The sequence below is a fragment of the Gymnodinialimonas sp. 202GB13-11 genome (assembly GCF_040932485.1).
Classification (GTDB): Bacteria; Pseudomonadota; Alphaproteobacteria; order Rhodobacterales; family Rhodobacteraceae; genus Gymnodinialimonas; species Gymnodinialimonas hymeniacidonis.
Genome location: NZ_JBFRBH010000001.1, coordinates 3,046,192 through 3,068,604, shown reverse-complemented (window position 1 = coordinate 3,068,604; position 22,413 = coordinate 3,046,192). Strand labels below are relative to the sequence as shown.

Here is a 22,413-nt window from a genome sequence, read left to right as displayed (position 1 = left end):
ATGGGCTTTTTCGCTTTTTTCGGGTCGATGATGATCGCCGGTGTCGTGGCCTTCCTGTCCGAGAAGTGGGGTTGGACGCATAACGGCATCCTGCCATCGCTTCTGATCGCCTTGGGGGCCGTCTTTGTCTTGTTCATGGTCCGGTCAACCTTCGGTCTCTCGCTTGGCTCACCCGGCTTCGATGCGGCGGTGGGGTCTGCCGCTGCGCTGATCCTCATTCCGACAGAATATGCCGCCAATCGGCGCAAACGGAACCGGCGCGACCGCTGAGCGCGCGCACAGAACACTGTGTTTGCATAGGCACATGTGCGCCCTTTGGTAGTTACGGAATAACTACGGATGCACTACAGGAAAATTATAGCTGCGATCCCCAATTTCGCGGCCGTCATTCCGCTTTCTGCGTCGCAGCACTTGCACGCCGCAGCGCAATAATCTACCCCTCTGGCGAACGTGTACGAAACATCCTTTCGCCGAGGTCCGCCCATGAGCTTCCGCCTGCAACCCGCCCCAGTCGCCCGTCCGAACCGCTGCCAGTTGTTTGGCCCGGGCTCGAACACCAAGCTATTTGCAAAGATGGCAGCGTCCAATGCAGACGTGATCAACCTTGACCTCGAAGACAGCGTCGCACCCTCCGACAAGGATCAGGCGCGGCTCAATATCATCGAGGCGATCCAGAGTGTCGATTGGGGCAACAAGACCCTCAGCGTTCGCATCAACGGTCTTGATACGCCTTACTGGTACCGTGATGTGGTAGAGCTTCTTGAGGCCGACACCTCCCGGCTCGACATCATCATGATCCCGAAAGTTGGTTGCGCATCAGACATTTACGCAGTTGATGCGCTAGTGACGGCGATTGAAGCCGCCAAGGGGCGCAGCAAACCCATCGGGTTTGAGGTTATCATCGAAAGTGCCGCCGGCATCGCCCATGTTGAACAGATCGCCGCCGCTTCCCCGCGCCTTCAGGCCATGAGCCTTGGCGCCGCTGATTTCGCCGCGTCTATGGGGATGCAGACCACCGGCATCGGTGGCACGCAGGAAGCATATTATATGCTCCACGAGGGTCAGAAGCACTGGTCCGATCCCTGGCATTGGGCGCAAACCGCGATCGTGGCTGCCTGCCGGACCCATGGCGTTTTGCCCGTTGACGGGCCGTTCGGCGACTTCTCCGATGACGATGGCTATCGCGCTCAGGCCAAGCGCTCCGCGACCCTCGGCATGGTCGGCAAATGGGCCATCCACCCCAAGCAAATTGCCCTTGCGAATGAGGTGTTTACGCCATCCGAGCAAGCCGTCACGGAGGCTCGGGAAATCCTTGCCGCCATGGAACAGGCGAAGGCGGACGGTTCCGGTGCGACCGTCTATAAGGGTCGGCTCGTAGACATTGCTTCGATAAAACAGGCTCAAGTTATCGTAAAACAGTCTGAAATGCTTGCTGGATAGTCTGCGCGATTAACGCCGCAGAAACTGAGTTCTCCTAGTGTCCGCCGAAATCTCTGGGCACATAGGGGGCCACATGAACTTTCCGATCTTGATGGACATGGCCGCCGCTTTGGCGGTCACCGCGTTGATTGCGGAAAGCTACGGGGCTGTTCGTCGACGCGTTACCGGCAATTACACGGCCCCCATCGTTCTGGGTGTGTTGTTCGGCGCGATGTCAGCACTACAAATGCACACCCCGATTGAGCCTTTTGATGGTCTCATCATCGACCTGAGAAATATCCCCGTCGCACTGGCCGGCGCTTTCCTGGGCTGGCGCGGTCTTATTCCGTGTTTGTTGATCACCATGGCTGTTCGGATCGAGATCGGCGGCGTCGGTATGGTTTCAGGGCTATGGGCGATGGTGATCACCGGCCTTGCAGGCATGATTTGGTGCCGGAAACTTGCGGGCCTTCCGAAACGGAACTTTGGCATGCTCCTATTGCTGGCTCTGGCCATGTCGGCGCATTTGCTGGGAGCCGTGGCACTTCCGCGCGACTTAGCCGTTTGGTTTTATACATCAGCGGCTGGCCCGATCTTGGTAATGAACCTGATCGCGGTTCCCCTGATCGGCGCACTTCTGGAACGAGAAAACCGCCGCATCCTTGCGGAGGAAGAACATGCCTCGATGCGGTCAAAATACCCCAACACTGGGCTGTTGAGCGGGCATTCCCTTGTACGCGAAGTTACCAATGCGTTCGCTGCGCATCCTTTGGGTTCGCTATCAGGTATCCTATTGATCGAGCCGGATCGTTCTGTTTGGCGCAGCTTGTTTTCGCGCAGCGAAAAGTCCGAATTACCAGAAGTCGAGGCGCGCATTTTTTCGGATACGCTGACCCATTGGTCGCTAGCCGGACGATCTGCTGACGGCAGGATTATCGTCCCAATCACACGGCAAGAGCTCGAGGTTGTGCACCGCTTGCGCCCCTTGATCCGCGATTTGCTGTCGGACCACGCGCTTGATGGAAAGACATCTTTGTTTTGGGAAGTTTCGTCGCTTGAGGCCGATGACCCCGCTGACTTCCTGCGACGTGTCGAATGCGCAGCGCTGACGACCCACCCGGATTGGATAAGTCGCACTAAAGCGATGCGCTACTCCAGCTTGAAACCCAATGGTGCATCGCGTGTGCGGCGATCTAAGATCTTCAATCCAGATGAGCATGAGGCCCTTTTCGCAAAAGCGAATTTCCTGATTGAACGGGGCCGCAGTTGATCACGGTTGTCGCTTTCTGAAGGCCCGAGTTGCATCCCGTCCACGCCCCAGCCATATACATTGCGTCAAGAACCGAGCAGTGAGTGCCGCAATGAACTATCTGGACTTCGAAAAGCCGCTGGCCGAGATCGAGGGCAAGGCGGAAGAGCTGCGCGCCATGGCACGACGCGAAGAAGGTATGGATGTTGAGGATCAGGCAGCCGCGCTCGACAAGAAGGCCGCCGACATGTTGCGCGACCTTTACAAGGATCTGACACCGTGGCGGAAATGCCAGATCGCGCGCCACCCCGACCGGCCCCATTGCCGCGACTATATCGAGGCCCTGTTCACTGAATACACGCCGCTGGCTGGCGATAGAAACTTCGCTGACGACCACGCCGTCATGGGCGGGCTCGCCCGGTTCGACGACAAGCCCGTCGTGGTAATTGGTCACGAAAAGGGCCATGACACCAAGACCCGGATCGAGCGCAATTTTGGCATGGCCCGTCCCGAAGGCTATCGCAAAGCCGTTCGGCTTATGGATCTTGCGGACCGTTTCAACCTGCCCGTGATCAGCCTTGTCGACACGCCCGGTGCCTATCCCGGCAAAGGTGCGGAAGAGCGGGGTCAATCGGAGGCCATCGCACGCTCAACCGAGAAATGCCTGCAGATCGGTGTTCCACTGATCTCGATCATCATCGGCGAAGGTGGATCGGGCGGTGCAGTCGCTTTTGCGACAGCCGACAAGCTGGCCATGCTGGAACATTCCATCTACTCGGTCATTAGCCCGGAAGGCTGCGCGTCGATCCTTTGGAAAGATGCTGAGAAAATGCGCGAAGCGGCAGAAGCCCTGCGTCTGACGGCTCAGGATCTGAATTCCCTAGGCGTCTGCGACCACATTATTGGTGAGCCTTTGGGCGGCGCACAGCGCGACAAACCGGCGACGATTGAGGCGGTCGGAAAGGCCATTTCTGCTTTGTTGGCGGACATTGGATCGCCCGCGCGGGAGGAGGTCATTGCCAACCGCCGCCGCAAGTTCCTTGATCTCGGCTCGAAGGGCTTGGCCGCCTAGCGGCGCACGAACACCATCCCTGCAAATGCCATGACGGCTGCCGCAACCAGTGCGCAGCCCGTCAGGACCATCACGCTGACAGCGTCCGAGCATTGCTCAGCCCCGGGGCAGCCCCGATTACGCCAATCCGAGATCGCGGCAAAGAACACAAACCCAGCCACGGTCGCCATGATCACGGCCAAGGTGAATAGAAGGTAGCCAAGCGCCCTCACCACATGCGGTCCTTGGCATATTCTACATAGCCGCTGTCATAGGCGGCACCGTCGAAATCTGCATCGACGGCCTTCACGAAATCGCCCGGCGTGGGCAGCCCTTCGGAATCGTCGCGCGACCAGAGGCCAGAGCGCATCAGGGCCTTGGCGCATTGGAAGTAGATCTCTTCCGTCTCGATCACGATGACCGTCTTTGGGTGCCGGCCTCGTTGTTCAAACGCACCTGTCGCCTCCGGATCGTCGGTCAGGAACGCAGAGCCGTTTACGCGCACCACATTGTTGCAGCCGGGGACCATGAACATCAGCGACACTCGCGGATCGCGCACGATATTGCGCAGATTGTCGATGCGGTTATTGCCGCGCCAATCGGGCAACCAGATCGTCCGATCATCCACCAGCTTGACAACGGGGCCGTCATCTCCGCGCGGGCTGGCATCTGTGCCTTCGGGGCCGACTGTCGACAGAACGACAAAGCGCGATGCATCAATCCAGCGACGATACAGCGGGGTGAGACCGTTCATCACCTTGGTCAGAGATGCGGGGACGGGCGTACCGTAGAGCTGGCTGAGGTCTTCCAGATCCGTGATTTTCCGCATCAGGTGCTCCGTTTAAAGCCGGCTTCGTCTAGTAACAGGTCGCTAGCGGTCTCAATATCTGACTCCAACCGCTCCATGAACGCGGCTGTGTCCAGGCCTGGTTCGATCCTTGGCAAGAACTCGACCACCGCGACGCCTTGCTTGCGCATGATCCCGTGGCGCGGCCAGAACACGCCAACATTTGCAGCCACTGGAACGCAAGGCTGGCCAAGCTGTTCGTACAATGCGGCGGTGCCGACCTTGTAAGGCACGGAAACTCCGGGGGCCACACGTGTGCCCTGCGGATAGATGATCAACTGCCCGCCCTGCTGCTTGCCGGATTTCACGTCATGCAGCATCTTCTTGATAGCGGCCCCGCGCTTGCCCCGGTTCACAGGAACGCACCCGATGCGCAGCGCGTATTGCCCCAGAAGGGGTGAGAACATCAGCTGCTTTTTCATGATGAATTTGCCGCGTGGCACGGCGTTGTAGATCATCATGATGTCCAGAAAGCTTTGATGTTTCGCAGCGATCATTACCTCGTCTTCGGGCGGCGTGCCGCGCACTTCGGTCTTCAGGCCAACCATCCAGCCAAGGGTCCAAAACACCCAGCGGCAGAAGGTGTGGCATGCCGCATGGGCGCCCGACGCGCTCAGCAGCGCATAGGGAAAGAACGCAATCGATAGAACCAACATGGCGATGTACATCTGGACGATGTGCAGGAAGGAACGCAGCCACTGGATCATTGCAGGCCCCTCAACGTGCGGAAGGCTGCGATACGAGTTGCGGCGAAAGCTGTTGCCCCGGCCAAAGGTGGAATGATCAGCGGCCACAGCCACCCGGCACCAGAGAAGCTCAGACCCGTCAGGATAGCCGCCGTGTCGCGGGCTGAGGGAAGGATCGCCACCGCCAACAAACCGATCAACACCCCTAGGGCAGCGCCAGTAAACGCGCGGATTGTGAAGCGCCGCACGAAGGCGCGGGCGATGTAGCTGTCGCGCGAGCCGACAAGGCGCAGCACACGGATCACTTGCTCATTCGCGCTCAGCGCCGATTGCGCGGCAAGCGTGACCATTGCGCCGGTTGCCCCAAGGATCAGGACAAGCGCCAGCCAACCAAGCACCCGAAGCCGCCCTGCCGCCTCCGCTAGCGGGCGGCGCCACCGGTCGTGGTCGTCCAACACGGCGCCGGGGGCTTCGGCGGCCAAACGTTGTCGCAATCCGTCTGCGTCATAACCATCCGCCGTTTCCGTGATCTCGATCAACTGCGGAACGGGAAGATCGTCGAGCGGGAGGTCTGGCCCAAACCAAGGCGCCAGCAGTGCCTGCTGATCTTCATCGCTCAAGGCGCGGGCGCTTTCGACGCCCGGCGTCTGCTCAAGCACGGTCAGCACAGCCCACGTCTGCGCCTCCATCTCAGCCGGCGGGGCCGAGATGCGGATGGTCGATGATTGCGCCAAGGCATCCGACCAGCGATCTGCCAAGCGGCCCGATGCCATCGCCAGGGCCATCGCGAAGACGGCGAGAAAGGCCATGGCCGCCGACGTCGCAAAAGTCAGGCGTGCGGATTGCCCGCTGCGCGGCACAACCCGGTCGGCTCCGCGATCGCCGCGCACAAGGGCCATAAGGTCACTGCGAAGGCTCATAGGTCCGCCCCCGCCGCTGTGATCTGCCCACCTTGGATTCGCAATACGCGGGCCTGGACGCGCTGTTTTGCGGCGCGGATCAGGGCAAGGTCGTGGGTCGCGATAACGACCGTTTTCCCAAGCTTGTTTAACTCGATCAGAAGGTTGAGCAACCGAAGCGACATGTCCCAATCGACATTGCCGGTCGGTTCATCCGCCAGGATCAAATCCGGGTCCATGATGATCGCGCGAGCCAGTGCGGCGCGTTGCCGTTCCCCGCCCGACAGTTCTGGTGGCAGGGCCTCAGCCCGCGCAGTCAGCCCGACCCAGCTGACCAATTCATTCAAGTTGGAATCCTGCGCCATTCCGCCTTTGCCCGTCACGGAAAGTGGCAGGGCAATATTCTCAGAAACGGGCAGATGGTCGAGGAATTTGCAATCCTGATGCACGACGCCGATCTTCTGCCGAATGTCGGCGATGCCGTCGCGGCTGAGGCCCGTTGCGGTGTGGCCAAACAGCGTGATGTTCCCGCCGGTTGGCAGCAACTCTGCATAACACAGCTTCAGAAAGGTCGTTTTTCCCGCACCCGAGGGACCCGTCAGAAAGTGGAACGACCCCGGCGCGAGATGCAGCGACAAATCGGAAAGCAGCGGCTCCGATCCGTAGCCATAGGCTGCGTCCTGCATCTCGATCATCTGGCCTCGCGCCCCCGCGCCATTCTTGTTGCCCCTGTCTTGCACTCTTGGGCACATACTTGCAATCGCACCCCTGGCGCTTGCCCCCGATCTGACACGCAGATGCAACGGCCAAATGGTTGGAATTATGCAGGGATTGGAAACAGCAACGGGGATTGTTAATCTTTGGCGACTACAAGCAGTCGGCCCCATGTTGTCGGAGCCGTCGCGGCCGGTTTTTTGGCCTAGCCACGAGAGCAGTGAACAATGCGGCTGACGTGCCCGAATTGCAGCGCCCGATACGAAGTTGATGAAAGCATGATCCCGGCCGGTGGGCGGGATGTGCAATGTTCCAACTGTTCGTCGACCTGGTTCCAGCCCGGTCCTCGTGTGGCGGCCCCGGAGCCTGAGCCAGAGGTCCAGGCACCGCCTCCCGCGCCTGACCCCCCCGCGCCCGAGCCCGAGCCGCAGCTTGAAGAGATTGCAGTGGATGGGCCAAGCGGCGCACCGGGAGAGGAGCCGGGCGAAGACACACCCGAACGCCCCGCTCGCCGCCAGATTGATGCAGGCGTTGCAGACATTCTCCGCGAAGAGGCCGAGCGCGAAGCGCGCCTGCGTCGTGGCGATGCGGAGCCGGATCCGGTCGAAACGCAATCCGAGATGCCGCTTCAGAGCGAGGAAGATAGTGCGCGGTCCCGTCGTTTGGCGGACCTGGAAGAGGCTGAGGATGCGTTTGAAGCCGAAGATCTGGCCGTCTCAGGCGTCGTCGCGGCAGCGGCGTCACGAAGCGAACTTCTGCCCGATATCGAAGAAATCAACTCGACCCTGCGCGCCACTGGCGACCGGAGCGAAGCCGAAGATGATGCCAGCGACGTCGACACAATTGTCGAAAGCGTGAAGCGCCGGGGGCAGGTACGGCGCGGCTTTTTCCTGATCCTCCTCCTCGCCGCGATCGGCGTGGCGGTGTATGTCTATGCCGATGAAATCGCAGCAGCCGTTCCGCAATTGGAGTCTGCGCTGGAAAGCTACGTGAATGCCGTGAATTCCGCGCGCTTCTGGCTGGATGACATGGCGCGGTCGATTGCGGGTGGGGCCACGGGTTCAGGTGAGTAATACCGCTTCAGAACTGGTCTAGCAGGCGGCGCAGGTAATTCAACTCAATCTCAGGGCGGCCCTGTTCCGCTGCGCGGTCCCGCAGCAGGTCAAGCAATTCGCGTGCCCTGCGGCGGGCTTCCTCGCCGCCAAGGCTGCCTTCCTCGTCCGAGCCGAATGCCCCGTTATTGCCGGCCTGACGTCCCAGCGGGTCCTGTAGCGGGCGGCTTTCGGCCATATTGCCCTCGGCCTGACCTTGGCCCGGCTCGGCCCCCTGTTCCTGCGCCAATGCTTCGCCCAACTGGGTCATGCCTTCGCGGATCGCTTCCATCGCCTCGGATTGCAGGTCCAAAGCTTCGGCAATGTCGCCCCGTTCCAAGGCTTCGGCGGCCTCTTCCATTGCGCGGCCCGCGCCTTCCAGCTGATCCAAGGCTTCATCGCCCGCCTCGGTTCCGGTGCCGGGCAGGCGACGCGCCTGTTCCTCAAGCTGGCGGCGCAGTTCTTCCTGACGCTCGGCAAGTGAGCCGCCGCCTTGCTCGTTGTCACCACCTTGACCTTGGCCGGGGTTCTGGCCGTCCTGTCCGGGCTGATTGCCTTGCGGGGCTTGGCCCTGTTGCTCGCTCTGCTGGCCGGGGCGGTTGGGATTGAACTGGTCCTGAAGCTCTTGGAAGCTGTCATCGCTTAGGCCCTGCTGGCCGCGGAGCGTGTCCTGCAAGCCTTCCATCGCCTGCTGGCCGGGCGTCTGCGGGCCATCGCCGCCACCTTCGCCCTGCGTGATTTCCATGTTCTCCAGAAGCTCCTGCAGCTGCTGCAACAGCTCCATCGCCTCGGCCATGCGGCCTTCTTCCATCAGTTCCTGAATACGCTCCAACATTGCGTCGAGATCGGCAGACGACATTTCCATGCGCTCGCCATCATCCTGATCCGGCTGATCGGTGCCATCGACGAACTCGGTATTGTCGGCCAATTCCTGCATGTAATCGTCCATCGCCTCGCGCATTTCCTGCATCAGCTCGGCGATTTCCTCTTCGCTGGCGCCTTGCCGCATGGCTTCTTCGAGGCGTTCTTGGGCGCGACGCAGGCGTTCAAGTGCGGTGGCAAGCTCCCCAAATTCCAGCTCAAGCGCGGCTTCCCAAAGGATTTCGGCCACATCTTCCTGCACTTCGAGCGATACGAGGTCGATGGCGCTTTCCAGCCGCTGGATAGCAGAGCGCAAGGAAAGGTAGACCGGCTCGGGCATCCCGGGCTCGGGCAGGTGGGTCATCGCGCGCAGCAACCGGGCGGAGCGGCCGGCATTGTCCCGATTCCAAAGGATGTCGCGGCGCAACTCGATCAAGGCGTTCGCCATCGGGTCAAAGAAGCGCTGGCCCGGAAGACGGTCCACATCATAGCTGACGGTGGCAATCTGACCGGCATCGTCGTTGACCGTCAGTGTCAGCGTGATGGGCAAGTTGGCGAAGGGGTGCTGGCTTAGGTCTTCGAGCACCACCTCTGTGAATTCATCGCGGTTACCACGGAACGGCATCGGCAGGTCCAGAACGACGGGCTCGCGCGGTTCTGGGTCAAGCGCCAGGCCATAACGGCGGTCGACGGCATCGAGATTCAACCGGATGGTCGCGGTGCCAGAGCGGACCCCGTAGTCGTCGCTGGCCGTGAAACTGAACTCCATCGCGCCGGGCGGCTCGCCTTCGACTTCACCTTCCAAAGCAACAGTTGGCGGTTGGTCGGGCCGAACGATGACGCGCCATTCGCGGCCACCGGGGCCATCGACTGCAAGCGTCCCGCCCTGCTCCATAACGACTGTTTGCGCATAGGCATCGGGGTCCAGTTCGGGCAGTTCGCCGATGTCTGTCCGCAAGGTGATTTCGCCGGGGACCCCGTAGGCGCGCAAGGTGATCTCTGAACCGAGCGGAGCTTCAAAGGAATCCGCTGTGATTTCATTGAGATAGAGGGAGGGCAGCCCGGTGTAGAGCGGCGGTTCCACCCAGCCTTCCCAGCTTGGGCCGGAGGAGGCCGTGGCGGGGCCAGCCCCCAGCGGAACTTCGCCCACCTCACCCACGCGGCTGAACGCGCCGAACATCAGCGCCATCGCAAGAGCGGTCGCACCAATGTAGCGCAGCGCGTACGGGTCGCGTTGCGACAGGCGCAAATCAGGCTCCGGCGCGCGGGCAGATGCGGCGCGGTCTGCCATGCGGCGCACATGGGCGGCCCAGACGGAGCGGCTGGCCGGATCATCACCGCCGACGGCGGGTGTGTCCATCAGGGTCGTGATCGGGCGACCGGGCATCGTGCTGTCGAGGCGTACCAAGGCTTCGTCACGGGTCGGGTGGCTGTAGCGCCGGACACCAAGTGCCAGAAAGCCTAGCAACACCAATGCGATAACGCCCAAGGCGGGCCAGCCCCAGCTCGGGGGCAACAAGCTGCCCGCACCAAAGGCGGCGGCGGCCAATACCACGAAAAGCAGGGTCCAGACTGGCCAGAAGGACCGGACCAAACGCTCTGAAACCATCCCCAAACGGGTCAGGCGCAGGGGCCAGATCAGGCGCTGAAAAGCGGAGGTCTTTGGGTCGCGCTCGGTCATATTCCCTTTCCCGGGCGTGCCCCGGCGGGCGTCACGCCCATGTGGGAATAGTATCGCGGTTTATCATGTCGTCAAACGATGGACGTGCGCGGATGACGGCGAATTGATCGCCGTTCACCATAACCTCGGGAATGAGTGGGCGAGAGTTGTATTCACTGCTCATCACTGCGCCGTACGCGCCGGCAGAGCGGAAGGCGATCAGGTCGTTTTCTTTCAGTTCCGGCAGATTGCGCTGTTTGGCGAATGTGTCGCCGGATTCGCAGACGGGGCCTACGATGTCATAGGGGGTCTGCTCGGCACCGGGTGCAGGCTCTGTCACGGGCACGATATCGTGCCATGCGCCATACATTGCGGGGCGGATCAGGTCGTTCATCGCGGCGTCGAGGATCAGAAAATCCCTGCCTTCTCCGTGCTTTACGTAGATTGTGGACGCCACGAGTAGGCCCGCATTGCCTGAGATCAGGCGGCCCGGCTCAATCTCAATCTCGCAACCCAGATCGCCCACAGTGCGTTTGACGACGGCGCCGTATTCGATGGGCAATGGCGGCGCGGAATTGGAGCGCTCATACGGGATGCCAAGTCCGCCACCGAGGTCGAGGCGGGTGATCTCATGGCCATCGGCGCGCAGTTGATGCGTCAGCTCAGCCACTTTTTGGTAAGCGATTTCAAAGGGTTCAAGGTCGGTTAGCTGGCTGCCGATATGCACGTCGATGCCTATGACCTTGAGGCCGGGCAGGGAGGCTGCGTGGGCATAAACCTCTCTCGCGCGGGAGATAGGGATGCCGAACTTGTCTTCCTTGCGGCCCGTGCTGATTTTCTCATGCGTCTTGGCGTCTACATCCGGGTTCACGCGGATGGTGATGGGGGCGATTTGTCCCATACTATCAGCGACTTGGCTAAGGCGTTCCATCTCTGGCTCGGATTCGACGTTGAATTGCCGAATGCCGCCCTCCAGCGCCATGCGCATTTCTTCGTGGGTCTTGCCGACGCCCGAAAACACGATCTTCTCACCCGGCACACCAGCGGCTTTGGCGCGCAGGTATTCACCGCCCGAGACCACGTCCATGCCCGCCCCAAGCGAGGCCATGTGTGCGATAACCGCCTGATTTGAATTGCTTTTCATGGCGTAGCAGATCAGATGATCCATGCCGGAAAGCGCCTCCGTGAACACGTCGAAATGGCGTGTCAGCGTAGCAGTCGAGTAGACATAGAAGGGCGTGCCGACCTGGGCCGCGATGTCGGTCAGCGGGACATCTTCGGCGTGAAGAACGCCACTTTTGTACAGAAAATGATCCATCACCGGCCCTTTCGTTTCGCGGCGCAGCTAGCATTGTTGGCGGGGTGGCGCAAAGGTCAGAAATCTTCCCGTTCGGGAGGAGTTGTTTCCGAACGGGAGGGTTTTGTGGTTAACAAGGCCCGGAAGCCTTCCCGAGCGGGAGGAGTTTGGCCGCATTCTTATGCATTTTTTCGGGCCTTGAGGAACAGCGCCAAGGGCAACCCGGCAGAGACGCCGACGCCGAAGGTGGCGGGGACGACCAGCAGGAACCACCAGTCGCGATGCCGGACGATTTCCACAATGGTCCAGACCACCAGAACCATCGCAGCGATGGTGAGGTCCCACGTGATGCCCGTTGTCGCCTCATTCACGTACCAGGCGTCGACCATCGGGCCGAGGTCCCAGCCGTTCTGGTCGAACCAGCGGTAGAAATGCACCCACGGATAGAGGCCGATCAGGAACAGGACGAAGTAGAGAATGCGCAGCATGGGGGAGAACTCCTTTGAAGCGCGACATAGCGGCCCTTGCCCCTAAGACCAGACGCGTCAAATCGTCAGACCAAGTGCCCGTGCCACTGCGTCATAATTGACCTTAAGGGCAAGGGCGCGCTAGGCCCATGCAAATGCCATTTCCGGGCCGGTTGGGACGGCCTGATGACAGCTTGAGAGGGATCAAACGGATGTCCGAGATCGAACGCGAAAGCATGGAATACGATGTGGTCATCGTGGGCGCGGGGCCTGCGGGGCTGTCGGCGGCCATTCGGCTGAAACAGCTGGACGCTGATCTGAACGTCGTGGTTCTTGAAAAGGGCTCGGAAGTGGGCGCGCATATCCTTTCGGGCGCGGTGCTTGATCCGGTGGGCCTTGATACGCTGATCCCGGATTGGAAAGAGAAGGGCGCACCGCTGAATGTGCCGGTGAAGGACGACAAGTTCTACATGCTGGGTGAGGCCGGTGGCCTGCGCATCCCGAACTTCCCGATGCCGCCGCTGATGAACAACCACGGCAATTACATCGTCTCGATGGGCAATGTCTGCCGCTGGATGGCCGAGCAGGCCGAAGAGCTGGGCGTTGAGATTTTCCCGGGCATGGCCTGTTCCGAGCTGGTCTATGGCGACAATGGCGAAGTGAAGGGCGTTGTGGCCGGTGTCTTTGGGCTGGAGGCCGATGGGTCTTACGGCGAGAACACCGAGCCGGGGATGGAGCTTCACGGCAAATACGTGTTCCTGAGCGAGGGCGTGCGCGGGTCGCTGTCGAAAGAAGTGATCGCGAAGTACGAGCTGGATAAGGATGCTGAGCCGCAGAAATACGGCATCGGGATCAAGGAAATCTGGGAAATCGACCCGGACAAGCACAAGGAAGGCACTGTCTTCCACTCACTGGGTTGGCCTTTGGGCAAGAACGCGCAGGGTGGCTCGTTCGTGTACCATGCCGAGAACAACCAGATCTTCATCGGTCTGGTGACGGCGCTGGGCTACAAGGACCCGCATCTGTCGCCCTACATGGAATTCCAGCGCTTCAAGCATCACCCGATGATTGCGGAGCTTCTGGAAGGAGGTAAGCGCGTGGCCTATGGCGCGCGAGCGATCACGCAGGGCGGGTATCAGTCGATGCCCAAGGCGTGTTTCCCCGGTGGGGCGCTGCTGGGCTGCTCGGTCGGGCTGGTGAACGTGCCGCGGATCAAGGGCAACCATAACGCGATGCTGTCGGGGATCGCGGCGGCTGAGGCGGCGTTTGCGGCGATTGGCCAAGGCCGCGCCAGCGACGAGTTGGTCGAATACAACACCGCCTTGCGCGAAGGCCCGGTGGGTCAGGACCTTTACAAGGTGCGTAACGTGAAGCCGTTCCAATCGAACGGCGGCGTTATGAGCGCGCTTGGTCTGGGCGGATTCGACATGTGGACCAATACCATCGGCTTCTCGCTGTTCGGGACAAAGGGCCATGGCAAGTCGGACGCCGACGCCACGATGAAGGCGGCGCGCTGGAACCCGATCGAATATCCGAAGCCCGATGGCAAGCTGTCCTTCGACCGGCTGACGAACGTGAGCTATTCCTTCACCAACCACGAGGAAAGCCAGCCTGCGCATCTGAAGCTGAAGGACGAGAGCATCCCAATTGCGGTGAACCTTCCCGAATATGCGGAGCCCGCGCAGCGCTATTGCCCGGCGGGCGTTTACGAGGTGGTCGAGGAGGAGGGCAAGGACCCGCGCTTCCAGATCAACTTCCAGAACTGCGTGCATTGCAAGACCTGTGACATCAAGGATCCGAGCCAGAATATCGTCTGGACGGTGCCACAGGGCGGCGACGGGCCGAATTACCCTAACATGTAAGTGACCTGCGATTGCCCTTCCCATGGGCGCGGCCTAGTCTTCTGACCAAAGCCGCGCCTTACCGGGAGAGCATTCGCATGGCCTTCAAAACTCACCTATCCGTTTTCGCCGTTCTGGCGGGGCTTGCCGGGCCTGTTTCAGCGGATGGACTGGCCGGATCGTACCTTGCGGCGCGGTCGGCGGCGATCTCGGGCAACCATGAGGCGGCGGCTGAGTATTTCGACCGCGCGCTGGAGCTTGATCCGGGCAATCCCTTCCTGATTTCCAATGCCGTGTTTGCCCATGCCTCGCTTGCGGAATGGGAGCGTGCGGCTGAGATCGCGGCGGCTTTGCCTGCGGATGCCGATGGTCAGGAACTGGTGGAATTGGTCCGCTTTGTACGCCATGTGGCGCAGGACGAATTGCCCGACGCGGTTGCGATGATTGAGGCCGGGGATGGCCCCGGGCCGCTGGCCGATGATCTGGCGCGCGCTTGGCTGACCTTTGGCCAAGGCGACATGTCGGGTGCCGTGGAAACGTTCGAGGCCTTGGCGAGCGAACGCGGGCTTGAGGAATTGGCCGCCCTGCACCTTGCGCTGGCGCGTGGGGCGGTTGGCGATTTCGAGGCGGCCCATGCGATCTTGTCTGGCGAGACAGGGGTGCAGATCACCAATACCGAGCGTGTCGTCCGCGCCCGCGCGCAAATCATGGTTCAGATAGGGTTGCGGGGCGAAGCGTTGGACTTGCTGGACGGGTACACGCAGGCCGTGCCGGACCCAGGCTTGCTGGCGTTGCAGGCCGAAATCGGGAGCGGCGCGGAAACGCCCTATGATTTCGTCATCACGGCGCAGGATGGCGTGGCGGAAGTGTTCTTCACGGTGGCGCAGCTTTTGTCGGGCGACCGGAACCGGACTTTGCCGTTGCTGATGACGCAGGCGGCGCGTGGGATTGATCCGACGCACACCGATGCGGCGCTTCTGGCGGGTGAGCTGATGGCCGAGGATGGGCAGCATTCGCTTGCAGCAACGACCTTGTCGTCGGTTCCCGAAGAAGACCCCAACTACATCGAAGCGCAAATGGGGCGCGCCAATGCGTTGGAAGAACTAGGGCAAAGCGAAGAGGCGGTGACCACGTTGGGCGCTCTGGTCGAAGCGCGGCCTGAGCTGGCGTCGTTGCAGGCCGCCTATGGCGATATCCTGCGCCGAAACGAACGGTTTGAGGAGGCGATCACGGCCTATTCAGCGGTGCTCGACCTCGTCGATGCGGACCTGCCACGCTACTGGTTCATCCATTACGCGCGGGCGATTTGCTATCATCAGCTGGATGATTGGCCCCCGGCAGAGGCTGATTTTCGCCGCGCTTTGGAGTTGAACCCCGAACAGCCAAACGTCCTGAATTACCTTGGCTATTCACTGGTCGAGCAACGCCGGAATTTCGATGAGGCGCTCGACATGATCCAGCGCGCTGTCGCCGCGCGGCCCGAAAGCGGGTTCATTGTGGATAGCCTTGGCTGGGTCTATTACCGCCTTGGCCGGTTCGACGATGCCGTCGCACCCATGGAGCGTGCGGTGGAGCTGGAGCCGAACGACTGGATCCTCAACGACCATCTGGGCGACGTCTACTGGATGGTGGGCCGCTACCGTGAGGCGGAGTTTCAGTGGCATCGCGCGCTGAGTTTCGACCCCGATGATGAGGTCGAAGCCGAACGTATTCGGCGCAAGCTGGAGGTCGGACTTTACGAGGTTCTCGAAGAGGAAGGTGGCGTGGGCGAAAGCCAGTGAGGCTGCTGGCGCCTGCGAAGGTCAACCTCGCGCTGCACGTTGTCGGGCAGCGCGAGGATGGGCTGCATCTGCTCGACTCGCTGGTGGTATTTGCCGGGGTTGGCGATTGGGTGAGCGTTGACCCTGCCAAGGCAATGTGTCTGCGGGTCGAAGGGCCGCGCGCGGCTGGTGTTCCGGTCGATGCGAGCAACATCGCCTGGAAGGCTGCCGAATGGCTTGGGGTGCCAGCTGATATTCTTATAGAAAAATATCTGCCTCATGCGGCGGGCATTGGTGGCGGGTCAGCGGATGCTGCTGCGGTGATCCGCGCCCTTGGTGGCGTGGCTGAGGGCAGCGAGGCATTGGGTGCAGATGTGCCGGTCTGTGTACACGGGCGGCCCGTGCAGATGGGCGGGATTGGTGAGGTTCTGGAGGATGTTCCGGCGCTACCGCCAATGTGGATCGTGCTGGTCAACCCGGGTGTGGAAGTGCCAACGGGGGCGGTCTTTGGGGCGATGGAGCGCGTGGACAATGCGCCTTTGCCGGAGCCGAATTGGAGCGATTTTTCCAGCTTTATCAGATGGTTGTCAATCGCGCGCAACGACATGCAGGTGCCTGCGATGGCAATGCAACCGGTGATCGGAGATGTGTTGGATCGACTGGCTGCTGCCGAAGATTGCGCGTTGGCGCGTATGAGCGGATCAGGCGCGACGTGCTTTGGGCTGTTTGAGACCGAGGCTACTGCCCGGGCGGCTGCAGCATCAATGCCTGATGAGTGGTGGGCCGAGGCGGCGGAGGTTCTGCCCTAGTTCAGCCGCGCCACGACGTAGTCGGCCAGATCGCTCAGCATATCGCGGATCGGATCGTCTGGCAGATCGGCCAGGGCCGCTTTGGCTTGTGCCACGTGGGCGTTCGCTTCATCCCGGGTCTGGGCGAGCGTACCGTGCTGCGTCAGCAGGCGCAGGGCCTCTTCCAGATCGCCGTCGCGTTGGTCGCCTTTGGCGATGGTGCGGGACCAGAAGGCGCGTTGGTCGGCGTCGGCGGCGGCGATCGCGCGGATCACCGGCAGGGTCAGCTTCCGTTCGCGGAAATCATCACCGATGTTCTTGTCGAGCGTGCCTGCGCTGGCGGCATCGACGCCGCCCCAATCAAGCAGGTCGTCGGCCATCTGGAAGGCCACGCCGAGGCCGTCGCCATAGGCGGCCAGCGCCTTCACGATTGCTTCGTCACTGTCTGATATCACCCCTCCGACCTCGCAGGCGGCCTCGAACAGGGCGGCAGTCTTGCCGCGGATGACTTGCAGGTACGTATCCTCGGTGGTGTCGATGTTCATTGCGGCGGAGAGTTGCAGAACCTCGCCCTCGGCAATCGTGGCGGCGGCGTTGGACAGGATGGACAAAACGCGGAGGGAACCCGGTTCGACCATCAACTGGAAAGCGCGGGCGAAAAGGTAGTCGCCCACCAGCACGCTTGATTTGTTGTCCCACAGCAGGTTGGCCGTGGGCCGCCCGCGCCGCTTTTCGCTTTCGTCGACGACATCATCGTGCAGCAGTGTAGCCGTATGGATGAACTCGACCGTTGCGGCGAGCTTGATGTGATCGTCGCCCGAGTAGCCACAGAGCCGCGCGCAGGCGAGGGTGAGCATTGGGCGCACGCGCTTGCCGCCGGCTTCGACCAGATGGGCTGTGACCTCAGGGATGCGGGGGGCGTGCTCGGACGCCATACGCTCACGGATCAGGGCATTCACGCCATCCAGATCATCGGACAACAGGGCGCTGAGGCGCTCATGCGGCTTGGCGGCGGCGTGATCGAGGCTCATGTGCCTTATCCCCTGTCTCGACATCCCGGCGGCGGCTGCTTACCTGTCGGATATGCTTGAAATTCTGCGCAGCAACGACCCGACCGTGATCGCCTTCGCCTCGGCGCTTCTATCGGGCGAGGATATAGAGGTGTTCGAGATGGACGTCCATATGAGCGCCCTGGAAGGCAGCATCGGCATATTGCCGCGCCGCCTGCTGGTGCGGCGCGAAGATGCGTTCACGGCGCGCGCCACGCTGCGTGACAATGACCTGCCGGTGAGTGAGTGACGAGAGAGCTGACGCAAGACGGATTTCTAGGCGGGCGCGTGCAGGCATGGCAGCCCAGGACTGGTTATCGCGCGGCGACCGACCCGGTGTTTCTGGCGGCAGCGTGCCCGGCGAAGGCGGGGGAGCATGTGCTGGAATTGGGCTGTGGGGCAGGCGTTGCGGCCCTGTGTCTGGCGGCGCGTGTCGCGTGCCATGTGACGGGGGTCGAACGGCAGGCATTTTATGCGGATCTGGCTCGGCGCAATGGGGTCGATGTGGTTGAGGCGGATTTGACCGCGCTGCCTGCGGAGTTGCGGCAGAGGTCCTTTGACCATGTGATTGCGAACCCGCCTTATCTGGCGGCTGGGGCCGGGACGGCGGCGGAGGATGCCGGGCGCGAGGGTGCGTTTCGGGAGGAGACGCCGCTGGCGGAGTGGTGCACCGTCGCGCGCGCGCGGCTGAAGCCGGGCGGGTGGTTGACGATGATCCACCTGGCGGAGCGTTTGCCGGACGTGCTTGCCGGGCTGGATGGGTTTGGATCGATCGCTGTTTTGCCGTTGGCCGCGCGGGAGGGGCGCGATGCAGGGCGCGTTGTGCTGCGTGCGCGGAAGGGGGGACGCGGGGCGTTTCGGCTGTGCGCGCCGGTTCTTATACATGAAGGTGCGACGCATCTGCGCGATGGGGATGACTATTCGGCAACAGCCCGCGCGGTGCTGAGAGATGGGGCGGCTTTAACTTTCGATTAACCTATTAAGTGCCAAGCTTTTTATCGAACGGCTTTGCCGAACGTGACATGAAGGCGTTTTTGTGCTGCACTTGGATCGTTCACATTCCACATCGAGAGGAGACTCATATGTCGCTAGGCGCCCATCTTCAGGAACTTAAGAAGAAGCACGCCACCCTCTCGGCCAAGGTCGAGGAAAGCCAGCGGAGCCCTGCCACGGATGATCTGATCATCCGTGAGCTGAAAAAAGAGAAGCTTCGCCTCAAGGAAGAAATCGCGCGGCTCGACAGCTGATGCGGTGACGCTGGCCGGGGATGGCCGCGTTATTCGGCAACCTCGGCTGCGTCCACGAACGACATACCGTCCCGATAGGTCTTGAGCGCCTCTGTGTGGGTCTCAAGGAAATCGAGGAATGCGCGCACTTGCGGGCGATGCTCGGACCCTTCCGGGCAGACAAAGCGATACTGCGCCTCGGTCCTAAGGCCGATCTTGTAGGGGGCGACGAGCCGCCCTTCGCGCAGATCGCCTTCGGCCAGTGAAATCCTGCCCAGAACAACCCCACCGCCGGCGATTGCCGCGTCGATGGCGTGGTCCGCCTGACTGAACCGTGTGCCCGACGCGAACCGCGGCGGCAGACCGGCGGCGCGGAACCATGCGGCCCAGTCGAAGGCGGGTTTGAAGCCTGCGGTGTCGTCCTGGTGCAGAAGCGGCGCGCGGGCGAGGTCTGAGGGGGCGGGGAATTGTTCGGCCAGCGCCGGGCTCATCATCGGGGTGAGCCACTCGTCCATCACCTTGCGGGAAAACAGCCCCTCCTCCTCTCGTGGGAAGCCGAAGCGGATGGCGACGTCCACATCGTCACGCGTGAAGTCCATGATCCGCAGCGTGGCGGAAAAGCGGAGTTCGATGCCCGGATGCTCTTCGGCAAAGGTGAAGAGGCGCGGGGCGAGCCATTTGGCGGTGAAGGCGGGGCCTGCGGTGACGGTGAGTGTGGATTGATCGACGGTGCGGCGGGCGGCACGCCAGGCGGCGGACAGCGCAGTGAAGCCATCGGCCGCCCCCGGCGCGAGGGCGCGGCCTGCATCGGTCAAATCCACCGCGCGGTTGAGGCGGCGGAACAGCGGCGCTTCCAGATGTTCTTCCAACGACTTGATCTGGAAGGACAGGGCGGCGGGGGTCACGTTCAATTCGGCAGCGGCCTTGGAGAAGCTCATATGGCGGGCGGCAGCGTCGAATGCGCGAAGGGCGGTGAGGGGCGGAAGGCGATCGGACATTTCAGTTAAGTATCGCTTGACTGAAGGAATGGAAAGTCTCGTTTGTGAAAATGCGGGTGGCGCCCCAAATATCCTTCAACAGCCAAAAGATACCAATGAGGTTAAAGATGTTTTTCGACAACACAACCAACCCTGCCGCCCGCAACGCCATCACCCGCGCCCATGCTGAGCGTGGCAAGATCCTGGGCGAAGTCTGGAGCTTTCTGACGGGCCGCCGCTAAGGGCCACGAGACGGGAAGCGGGGTTGCACAGAATGCAATTCTAAATGCGCCGAAAGCACATACTTATAGGCGCATACCGCTTCAATCGTCTAAACAGGTGCATCATGTATGAGTTCTATTGCGACCCTGGATTCAACACCGTCGTGGCTGAGGCCCGCGCCGCGCGGCGTGCGTACGTCCGTTCGGTCTGGATGCGCGTCATGGGTCGCGCAGATGGGGCAGCCACACGGGTTGCAGCCAGCTGATACCAGCTATTCGAAATTGGCAATTGGGTGGGCCGGTTCTTGGGTGTAAGGGACGGGCTCTTCCCCGTTATGCCTCAGGATCAGAGAGGGTCGATTAAAATGCTCTTTACTTATGTGCGCCGTGTATCGGCGATGGCCGCCGCCCGCCGTGCAAATGAAGCACGCGATATGGCGCGTTTGATGGGCTATCTCGGCGCGCTGCGCTGAGCCCTGGCTGAGCCGTAAGCGGCCAGCCCTGCTCCGCCTGCGATTAGGGCGGCAGCAAGAAGAAGGGTGAGGGAGGCTGACGCTACCCCCACGATGACAAGGATCAGGGTCGACAGAAGCGGGGCCGCGTAACTTGCGACGCCCAATAGCTGAATGTCCCCTGCCTTGACCCCCACATCCCAGACGTAAAACGCCAGCCCGACTGGGCCGAGGCCGAGGGCGAGAACTGCGCTCCAGCCGAGCGCGTCTGCGGGCCATTGGGTTTGTTCCAGCATCAGGTGCAGAGGCACGGAGAGCAGTGCTGTGAGGATGCAGAAGACGGCGACGCTGTCCGTGGGGACCGCACCGAACGACCGGGACAGCACCGAGTAGCCGGACCATGTGAGAGCGCAGAGGCCTGCGAGGATAAGGCCTGCGCCGCCGGTGAAGCCGTTGGCGTCTGGCGCGATGAGAAGCGCGGCCCCTGCAAAGGCGATGAGGGCGCCTAGGATATGCAGAAGGCCCAAGCGTTCGCCCGGAAGAAGGCCGGAGAAGAGAACGATGAAGAGCGGCCAGAGATAGGCGATGAGGCTCGCTTCTGCTGGTGGGGCGAGGCGGAGCGCGCTGAAATAGAGCGCGTGGTAGCCGAAGAGGCCGATCGTTCCGAGGATGTAGACGTGCAGCGGGACGGTTCGGAGGCGAGGCCAGCCGTTTGTTGCCGTCACCCAACCAAGGCCGATTGTACCGCCGACCGCGAAGGTCATGGCGTTGAGTTGGAAGGGTGGGACCGGGGCTGTACCGATCGTGAACAGCGCGAGGAGCGCCCAAAGCAGGACAGCGATGAAGCCGATGGATGTCGCGGTGCGGCGGGTCATGGAGTTGGTTTAGGAGAGTTCAGTCGGGTTGGACAGGGCCTCAGGGTCGCCGTGCGTCCCACCCACCCGCCCCCGCCCGCCGACCCTGAGGTCGTGCGTGGGATGGGGAGTTTCTGGCAGCAGTGAGGGGTGATGCATATTTATGGAACAAAGATGCGGACGAAAAAGGCCCCCGCGGGTGAGCGGAGGCCTTTTGTGTTTTATTCAAGTCGGTTCAGACGAAGAACTGCGCGCCGTTGGCGGAGATCGTCGAGCCGTTGATGAAGCCGCTGTCATCGGAGGCGAGGAAGCAGACGCAGCGCGCGATTTCCTGAGGCTCGCCCAGCCGGCCTGCGGGGATCTGGCCGATGATCGATTCGCGCACCTTCTCAGGCACGGCCATTACCATCTCTGTCGCGATGTAGCCGGGGCAGATCGCGTTGGCGGTGATGCCGGCGCGCGCGCCTTCCTGGGCGAGGGATTTCACGATGCCGAGGTCCCCCGCTTTCGTGGCGGCGTAGTTGACCTGGGCGAACTGGCCCTTTTGGCCGTTGATCGAAGAGATCACGATGACGCGGCCGAACTTGCGTTCGCGCATGCCGGGCCAGATCGGGTGGACGGTGTTGAAGACACCGGTGAGGTTCGTGTCGATGACCTGATGCCACTGCTCGGGCGTCATCTTGTGGAAGGGCGCATCGCGGGTGATACCGGCATTGGCGACAACCACTTCGATCGGGCCGAGGTCGGCTTCGACCTGTTCGATGCCCGCTTTGGAGCTGTCGTAGTCGGCGACGTTCCACTTGTAGGTCTTGATGCCGGTTTCCGCGGTGAACTTAGCTGCGGCTTCATCGTTGCCCGCGTAGGTGGCGGCGACCGTGTAGCCCTCGGCCTGCAGGGCCTTAGAAATGGCTTCGCCGATTCCGCGGCTGCCGCCGGTGACCAGTGCGACTCGTCCCATGTCTGTCTCTCCTTTTGGGTATTATTGAAATCTTGTTAGCGAAATA

General features: G+C 61.8%; 24 protein-coding genes. 12 read left to right on the top strand and 12 right to left on the bottom strand.

Annotated elements, in window-relative coordinates:
* The 4 genes from V8J81_RS15675 (at position 1) to V8J81_RS15660 (ending at position 3,740) form a co-directional block, all read left to right on the top strand.
* Positions 1-270: a hypothetical protein gene (locus V8J81_RS15675; RefSeq protein ID WP_368476682.1), complete on the top strand. Its 270-nt coding sequence runs from the start codon at positions 1-3 to the stop codon at positions 268-270.
* A 213-nt stretch (positions 271-483) separates the two neighbouring features.
* Entirely contained in the window at positions 484-1,440 is a 957-nt protein-coding gene (locus tag V8J81_RS15670) for an L-malyl-CoA/beta-methylmalyl-CoA lyase (protein ID WP_368476681.1), read from the top strand.
* 73 nt (positions 1,441-1,513) lie between these two features.
* Positions 1,514-2,689, top strand: a complete 1,176-nt coding sequence (locus V8J81_RS15665; protein WP_368476680.1) for a LytS/YhcK type 5TM receptor domain-containing protein — start codon at positions 1,514-1,516, stop codon at positions 2,687-2,689.
* A gap of 91 nt (positions 2,690-2,780) precedes the next feature.
* Complete coding sequence (locus tag V8J81_RS15660) at positions 2,781-3,740, top strand: acetyl-CoA carboxylase carboxyltransferase subunit alpha (RefSeq protein WP_368476679.1); 960 nt, start codon at positions 2,781-2,783, stop codon at positions 3,738-3,740.
* On the opposite strand, the gene V8J81_RS15655 is transcribed toward V8J81_RS15660, so the two are convergent.
* The 5 genes from V8J81_RS15655 to V8J81_RS15635 are packed head-to-tail and all read right to left on the bottom strand — an operon-like array spanning position 3,737 to position 6,846.
* Positions 3,737-3,952, bottom strand: coding sequence for a hypothetical protein (locus V8J81_RS15655; protein ID WP_368476678.1), 216 nt, complete (start codon positions 3,950-3,952; stop codon positions 3,737-3,739). The genes V8J81_RS15660 and V8J81_RS15655 overlap by 4 nt on opposite strands.
* The gene (locus tag V8J81_RS15650; RefSeq protein WP_368476677.1) at positions 3,949-4,548 is read right to left on the bottom strand and encodes a pyridoxamine 5'-phosphate oxidase family protein; all 600 of its coding nucleotides are present in this window, start codon (positions 4,546-4,548) and stop codon (positions 3,949-3,951) included. Before V8J81_RS15650 ends, V8J81_RS15655 begins: the two co-directional genes overlap by 4 nt.
* The gene (locus V8J81_RS15645) at positions 4,548-5,273 is read right to left on the bottom strand and encodes a lysophospholipid acyltransferase family protein (RefSeq protein WP_368476676.1); all 726 of its coding nucleotides are present in this window, start codon (positions 5,271-5,273) and stop codon (positions 4,548-4,550) included. Before V8J81_RS15645 ends, V8J81_RS15650 begins: the two co-directional genes overlap by 1 nt.
* Complete coding sequence (locus tag V8J81_RS15640) at positions 5,270-6,172, bottom strand: cell division protein FtsX (RefSeq protein ID WP_368476675.1); 903 nt, start codon at positions 6,170-6,172, stop codon at positions 5,270-5,272. The genes V8J81_RS15645 and V8J81_RS15640 overlap by 4 nt, the downstream gene beginning before the upstream one ends.
* A complete protein-coding gene (locus tag V8J81_RS15635) occupies positions 6,169-6,846 on the bottom strand; it encodes a cell division ATP-binding protein FtsE (protein ID WP_368476674.1) in 678 nt (225 codons plus the stop codon). Before V8J81_RS15635 ends, V8J81_RS15640 begins: the two co-directional genes overlap by 4 nt.
* A 246-nt stretch (positions 6,847-7,092) precedes the next feature.
* On the opposite strand from V8J81_RS15635, the gene V8J81_RS15630 reads away from it, so the two are divergent.
* The gene (locus V8J81_RS15630) at positions 7,093-7,938 is read left to right on the top strand and encodes a zinc-ribbon domain-containing protein (protein ID WP_368476673.1); all 846 of its coding nucleotides are present in this window, start codon (positions 7,093-7,095) and stop codon (positions 7,936-7,938) included.
* A gap of 7 nt (positions 7,939-7,945) precedes the next feature.
* On the opposite strand, the gene V8J81_RS15625 is transcribed toward V8J81_RS15630, so the two are convergent.
* The 3 genes from V8J81_RS15625 to V8J81_RS15615 form a co-directional block, all read right to left on the bottom strand.
* Positions 7,946-10,498 (bottom strand): DUF4175 domain-containing protein, encoded by a 2,553-nt coding sequence (locus tag V8J81_RS15625; RefSeq protein WP_368476672.1) that lies wholly within the window; start codon positions 10,496-10,498, stop codon positions 7,946-7,948.
* Positions 10,499-10,529: 31 nt separating this feature from the next.
* Complete coding sequence (lysA, locus tag V8J81_RS15620) at positions 10,530-11,795, bottom strand: diaminopimelate decarboxylase (RefSeq protein ID WP_368476671.1); 1,266 nt, start codon at positions 11,793-11,795, stop codon at positions 10,530-10,532.
* A gap of 158 nt (positions 11,796-11,953) precedes the next feature.
* Complete coding sequence (locus V8J81_RS15615) at positions 11,954-12,262, bottom strand: DUF2834 domain-containing protein (protein ID WP_368476670.1); 309 nt, start codon at positions 12,260-12,262, stop codon at positions 11,954-11,956.
* A gap of 191 nt (positions 12,263-12,453) precedes the next feature.
* Here V8J81_RS15615 and V8J81_RS15610 point away from each other — a divergent pair, with 191 nt between their 5' ends.
* The 3 genes from V8J81_RS15610 to V8J81_RS15600 all read left to right on the top strand — a co-directional run bounded on the left by V8J81_RS15610 (position 12,454) and on the right by V8J81_RS15600 (position 16,651).
* Positions 12,454-14,103 (top strand): electron transfer flavoprotein-ubiquinone oxidoreductase, encoded by a 1,650-nt coding sequence (locus V8J81_RS15610; RefSeq protein WP_368476669.1) that lies wholly within the window; start codon positions 12,454-12,456, stop codon positions 14,101-14,103.
* Between the two features lie 77 nt (positions 14,104-14,180).
* Positions 14,181-15,863, top strand: a complete 1,683-nt coding sequence (locus V8J81_RS15605) for a tetratricopeptide repeat protein (RefSeq protein ID WP_368476668.1) — start codon at positions 14,181-14,183, stop codon at positions 15,861-15,863.
* Complete coding sequence (locus V8J81_RS15600; protein ID WP_368476667.1) at positions 15,860-16,651, top strand: 4-(cytidine 5'-diphospho)-2-C-methyl-D-erythritol kinase; 792 nt, start codon at positions 15,860-15,862, stop codon at positions 16,649-16,651. Before V8J81_RS15605 ends, V8J81_RS15600 begins: the two co-directional genes overlap by 4 nt.
* On the opposite strand, the gene V8J81_RS15595 is transcribed toward V8J81_RS15600, so the two are convergent.
* A complete protein-coding gene (locus tag V8J81_RS15595; protein ID WP_368476666.1) occupies positions 16,648-17,661 on the bottom strand; it encodes a polyprenyl synthetase family protein in 1,014 nt (337 codons plus the stop codon). The two genes, V8J81_RS15600 and V8J81_RS15595, sit on opposite strands and share 4 nt — an antisense overlap.
* Before the next feature lie 52 nt (positions 17,662-17,713).
* Between V8J81_RS15595 and V8J81_RS15590 the strand changes: the two genes are divergently transcribed.
* From V8J81_RS15590 to V8J81_RS15580, 3 genes are all read left to right on the top strand, one after another.
* Positions 17,714-17,929 carry a putative signal transducing protein gene (locus V8J81_RS15590; protein WP_368477662.1) on the top strand — a complete coding sequence of 72 codons (216 nt, stop codon included), beginning with the start codon at positions 17,714-17,716 and terminating at the stop codon, positions 17,927-17,929.
* A complete protein-coding gene (locus tag V8J81_RS15585) occupies positions 17,926-18,654 on the top strand; it encodes a tRNA1(Val) (adenine(37)-N6)-methyltransferase (RefSeq protein WP_368476665.1) in 729 nt (242 codons plus the stop codon). Before V8J81_RS15590 ends, V8J81_RS15585 begins: the two co-directional genes overlap by 4 nt.
* A 107-nt stretch (positions 18,655-18,761) precedes the next feature.
* Complete coding sequence (locus V8J81_RS15580) at positions 18,762-18,926, top strand: YdcH family protein (RefSeq protein WP_368476664.1); 165 nt, start codon at positions 18,762-18,764, stop codon at positions 18,924-18,926.
* Positions 18,927-18,955: 29 nt separating this feature from the next.
* On the opposite strand, the gene gcvA is transcribed toward V8J81_RS15580, so the two are convergent.
* A complete protein-coding gene (gcvA, locus tag V8J81_RS15575) occupies positions 18,956-19,903 on the bottom strand; it encodes a transcriptional regulator GcvA (protein ID WP_368476663.1) in 948 nt (315 codons plus the stop codon).
* Between the two features lie 325 nt (positions 19,904-20,228).
* Between gcvA and V8J81_RS15570 the strand changes: the two genes are divergently transcribed.
* The gene (locus V8J81_RS15570; protein ID WP_368476662.1) at positions 20,229-20,369 is read left to right on the top strand and encodes a hypothetical protein; all 141 of its coding nucleotides are present in this window, start codon (positions 20,229-20,231) and stop codon (positions 20,367-20,369) included.
* A 185-nt stretch (positions 20,370-20,554) separates the two neighbouring features.
* On the opposite strand, the gene yddG is transcribed toward V8J81_RS15570, so the two are convergent.
* Together yddG and phbB are read right to left on the bottom strand one after the other, a co-directional pair.
* The gene (gene yddG / locus V8J81_RS15565) at positions 20,555-21,430 is read right to left on the bottom strand and encodes an aromatic amino acid exporter YddG (RefSeq protein WP_368476661.1); all 876 of its coding nucleotides are present in this window, start codon (positions 21,428-21,430) and stop codon (positions 20,555-20,557) included.
* A gap of 214 nt (positions 21,431-21,644) precedes the next feature.
* A complete protein-coding gene (phbB, locus tag V8J81_RS15560) occupies positions 21,645-22,367 on the bottom strand; it encodes an acetoacetyl-CoA reductase (RefSeq protein WP_368476660.1) in 723 nt (240 codons plus the stop codon).
* Positions 22,368-22,413: the final 46 nt, after the last annotated feature.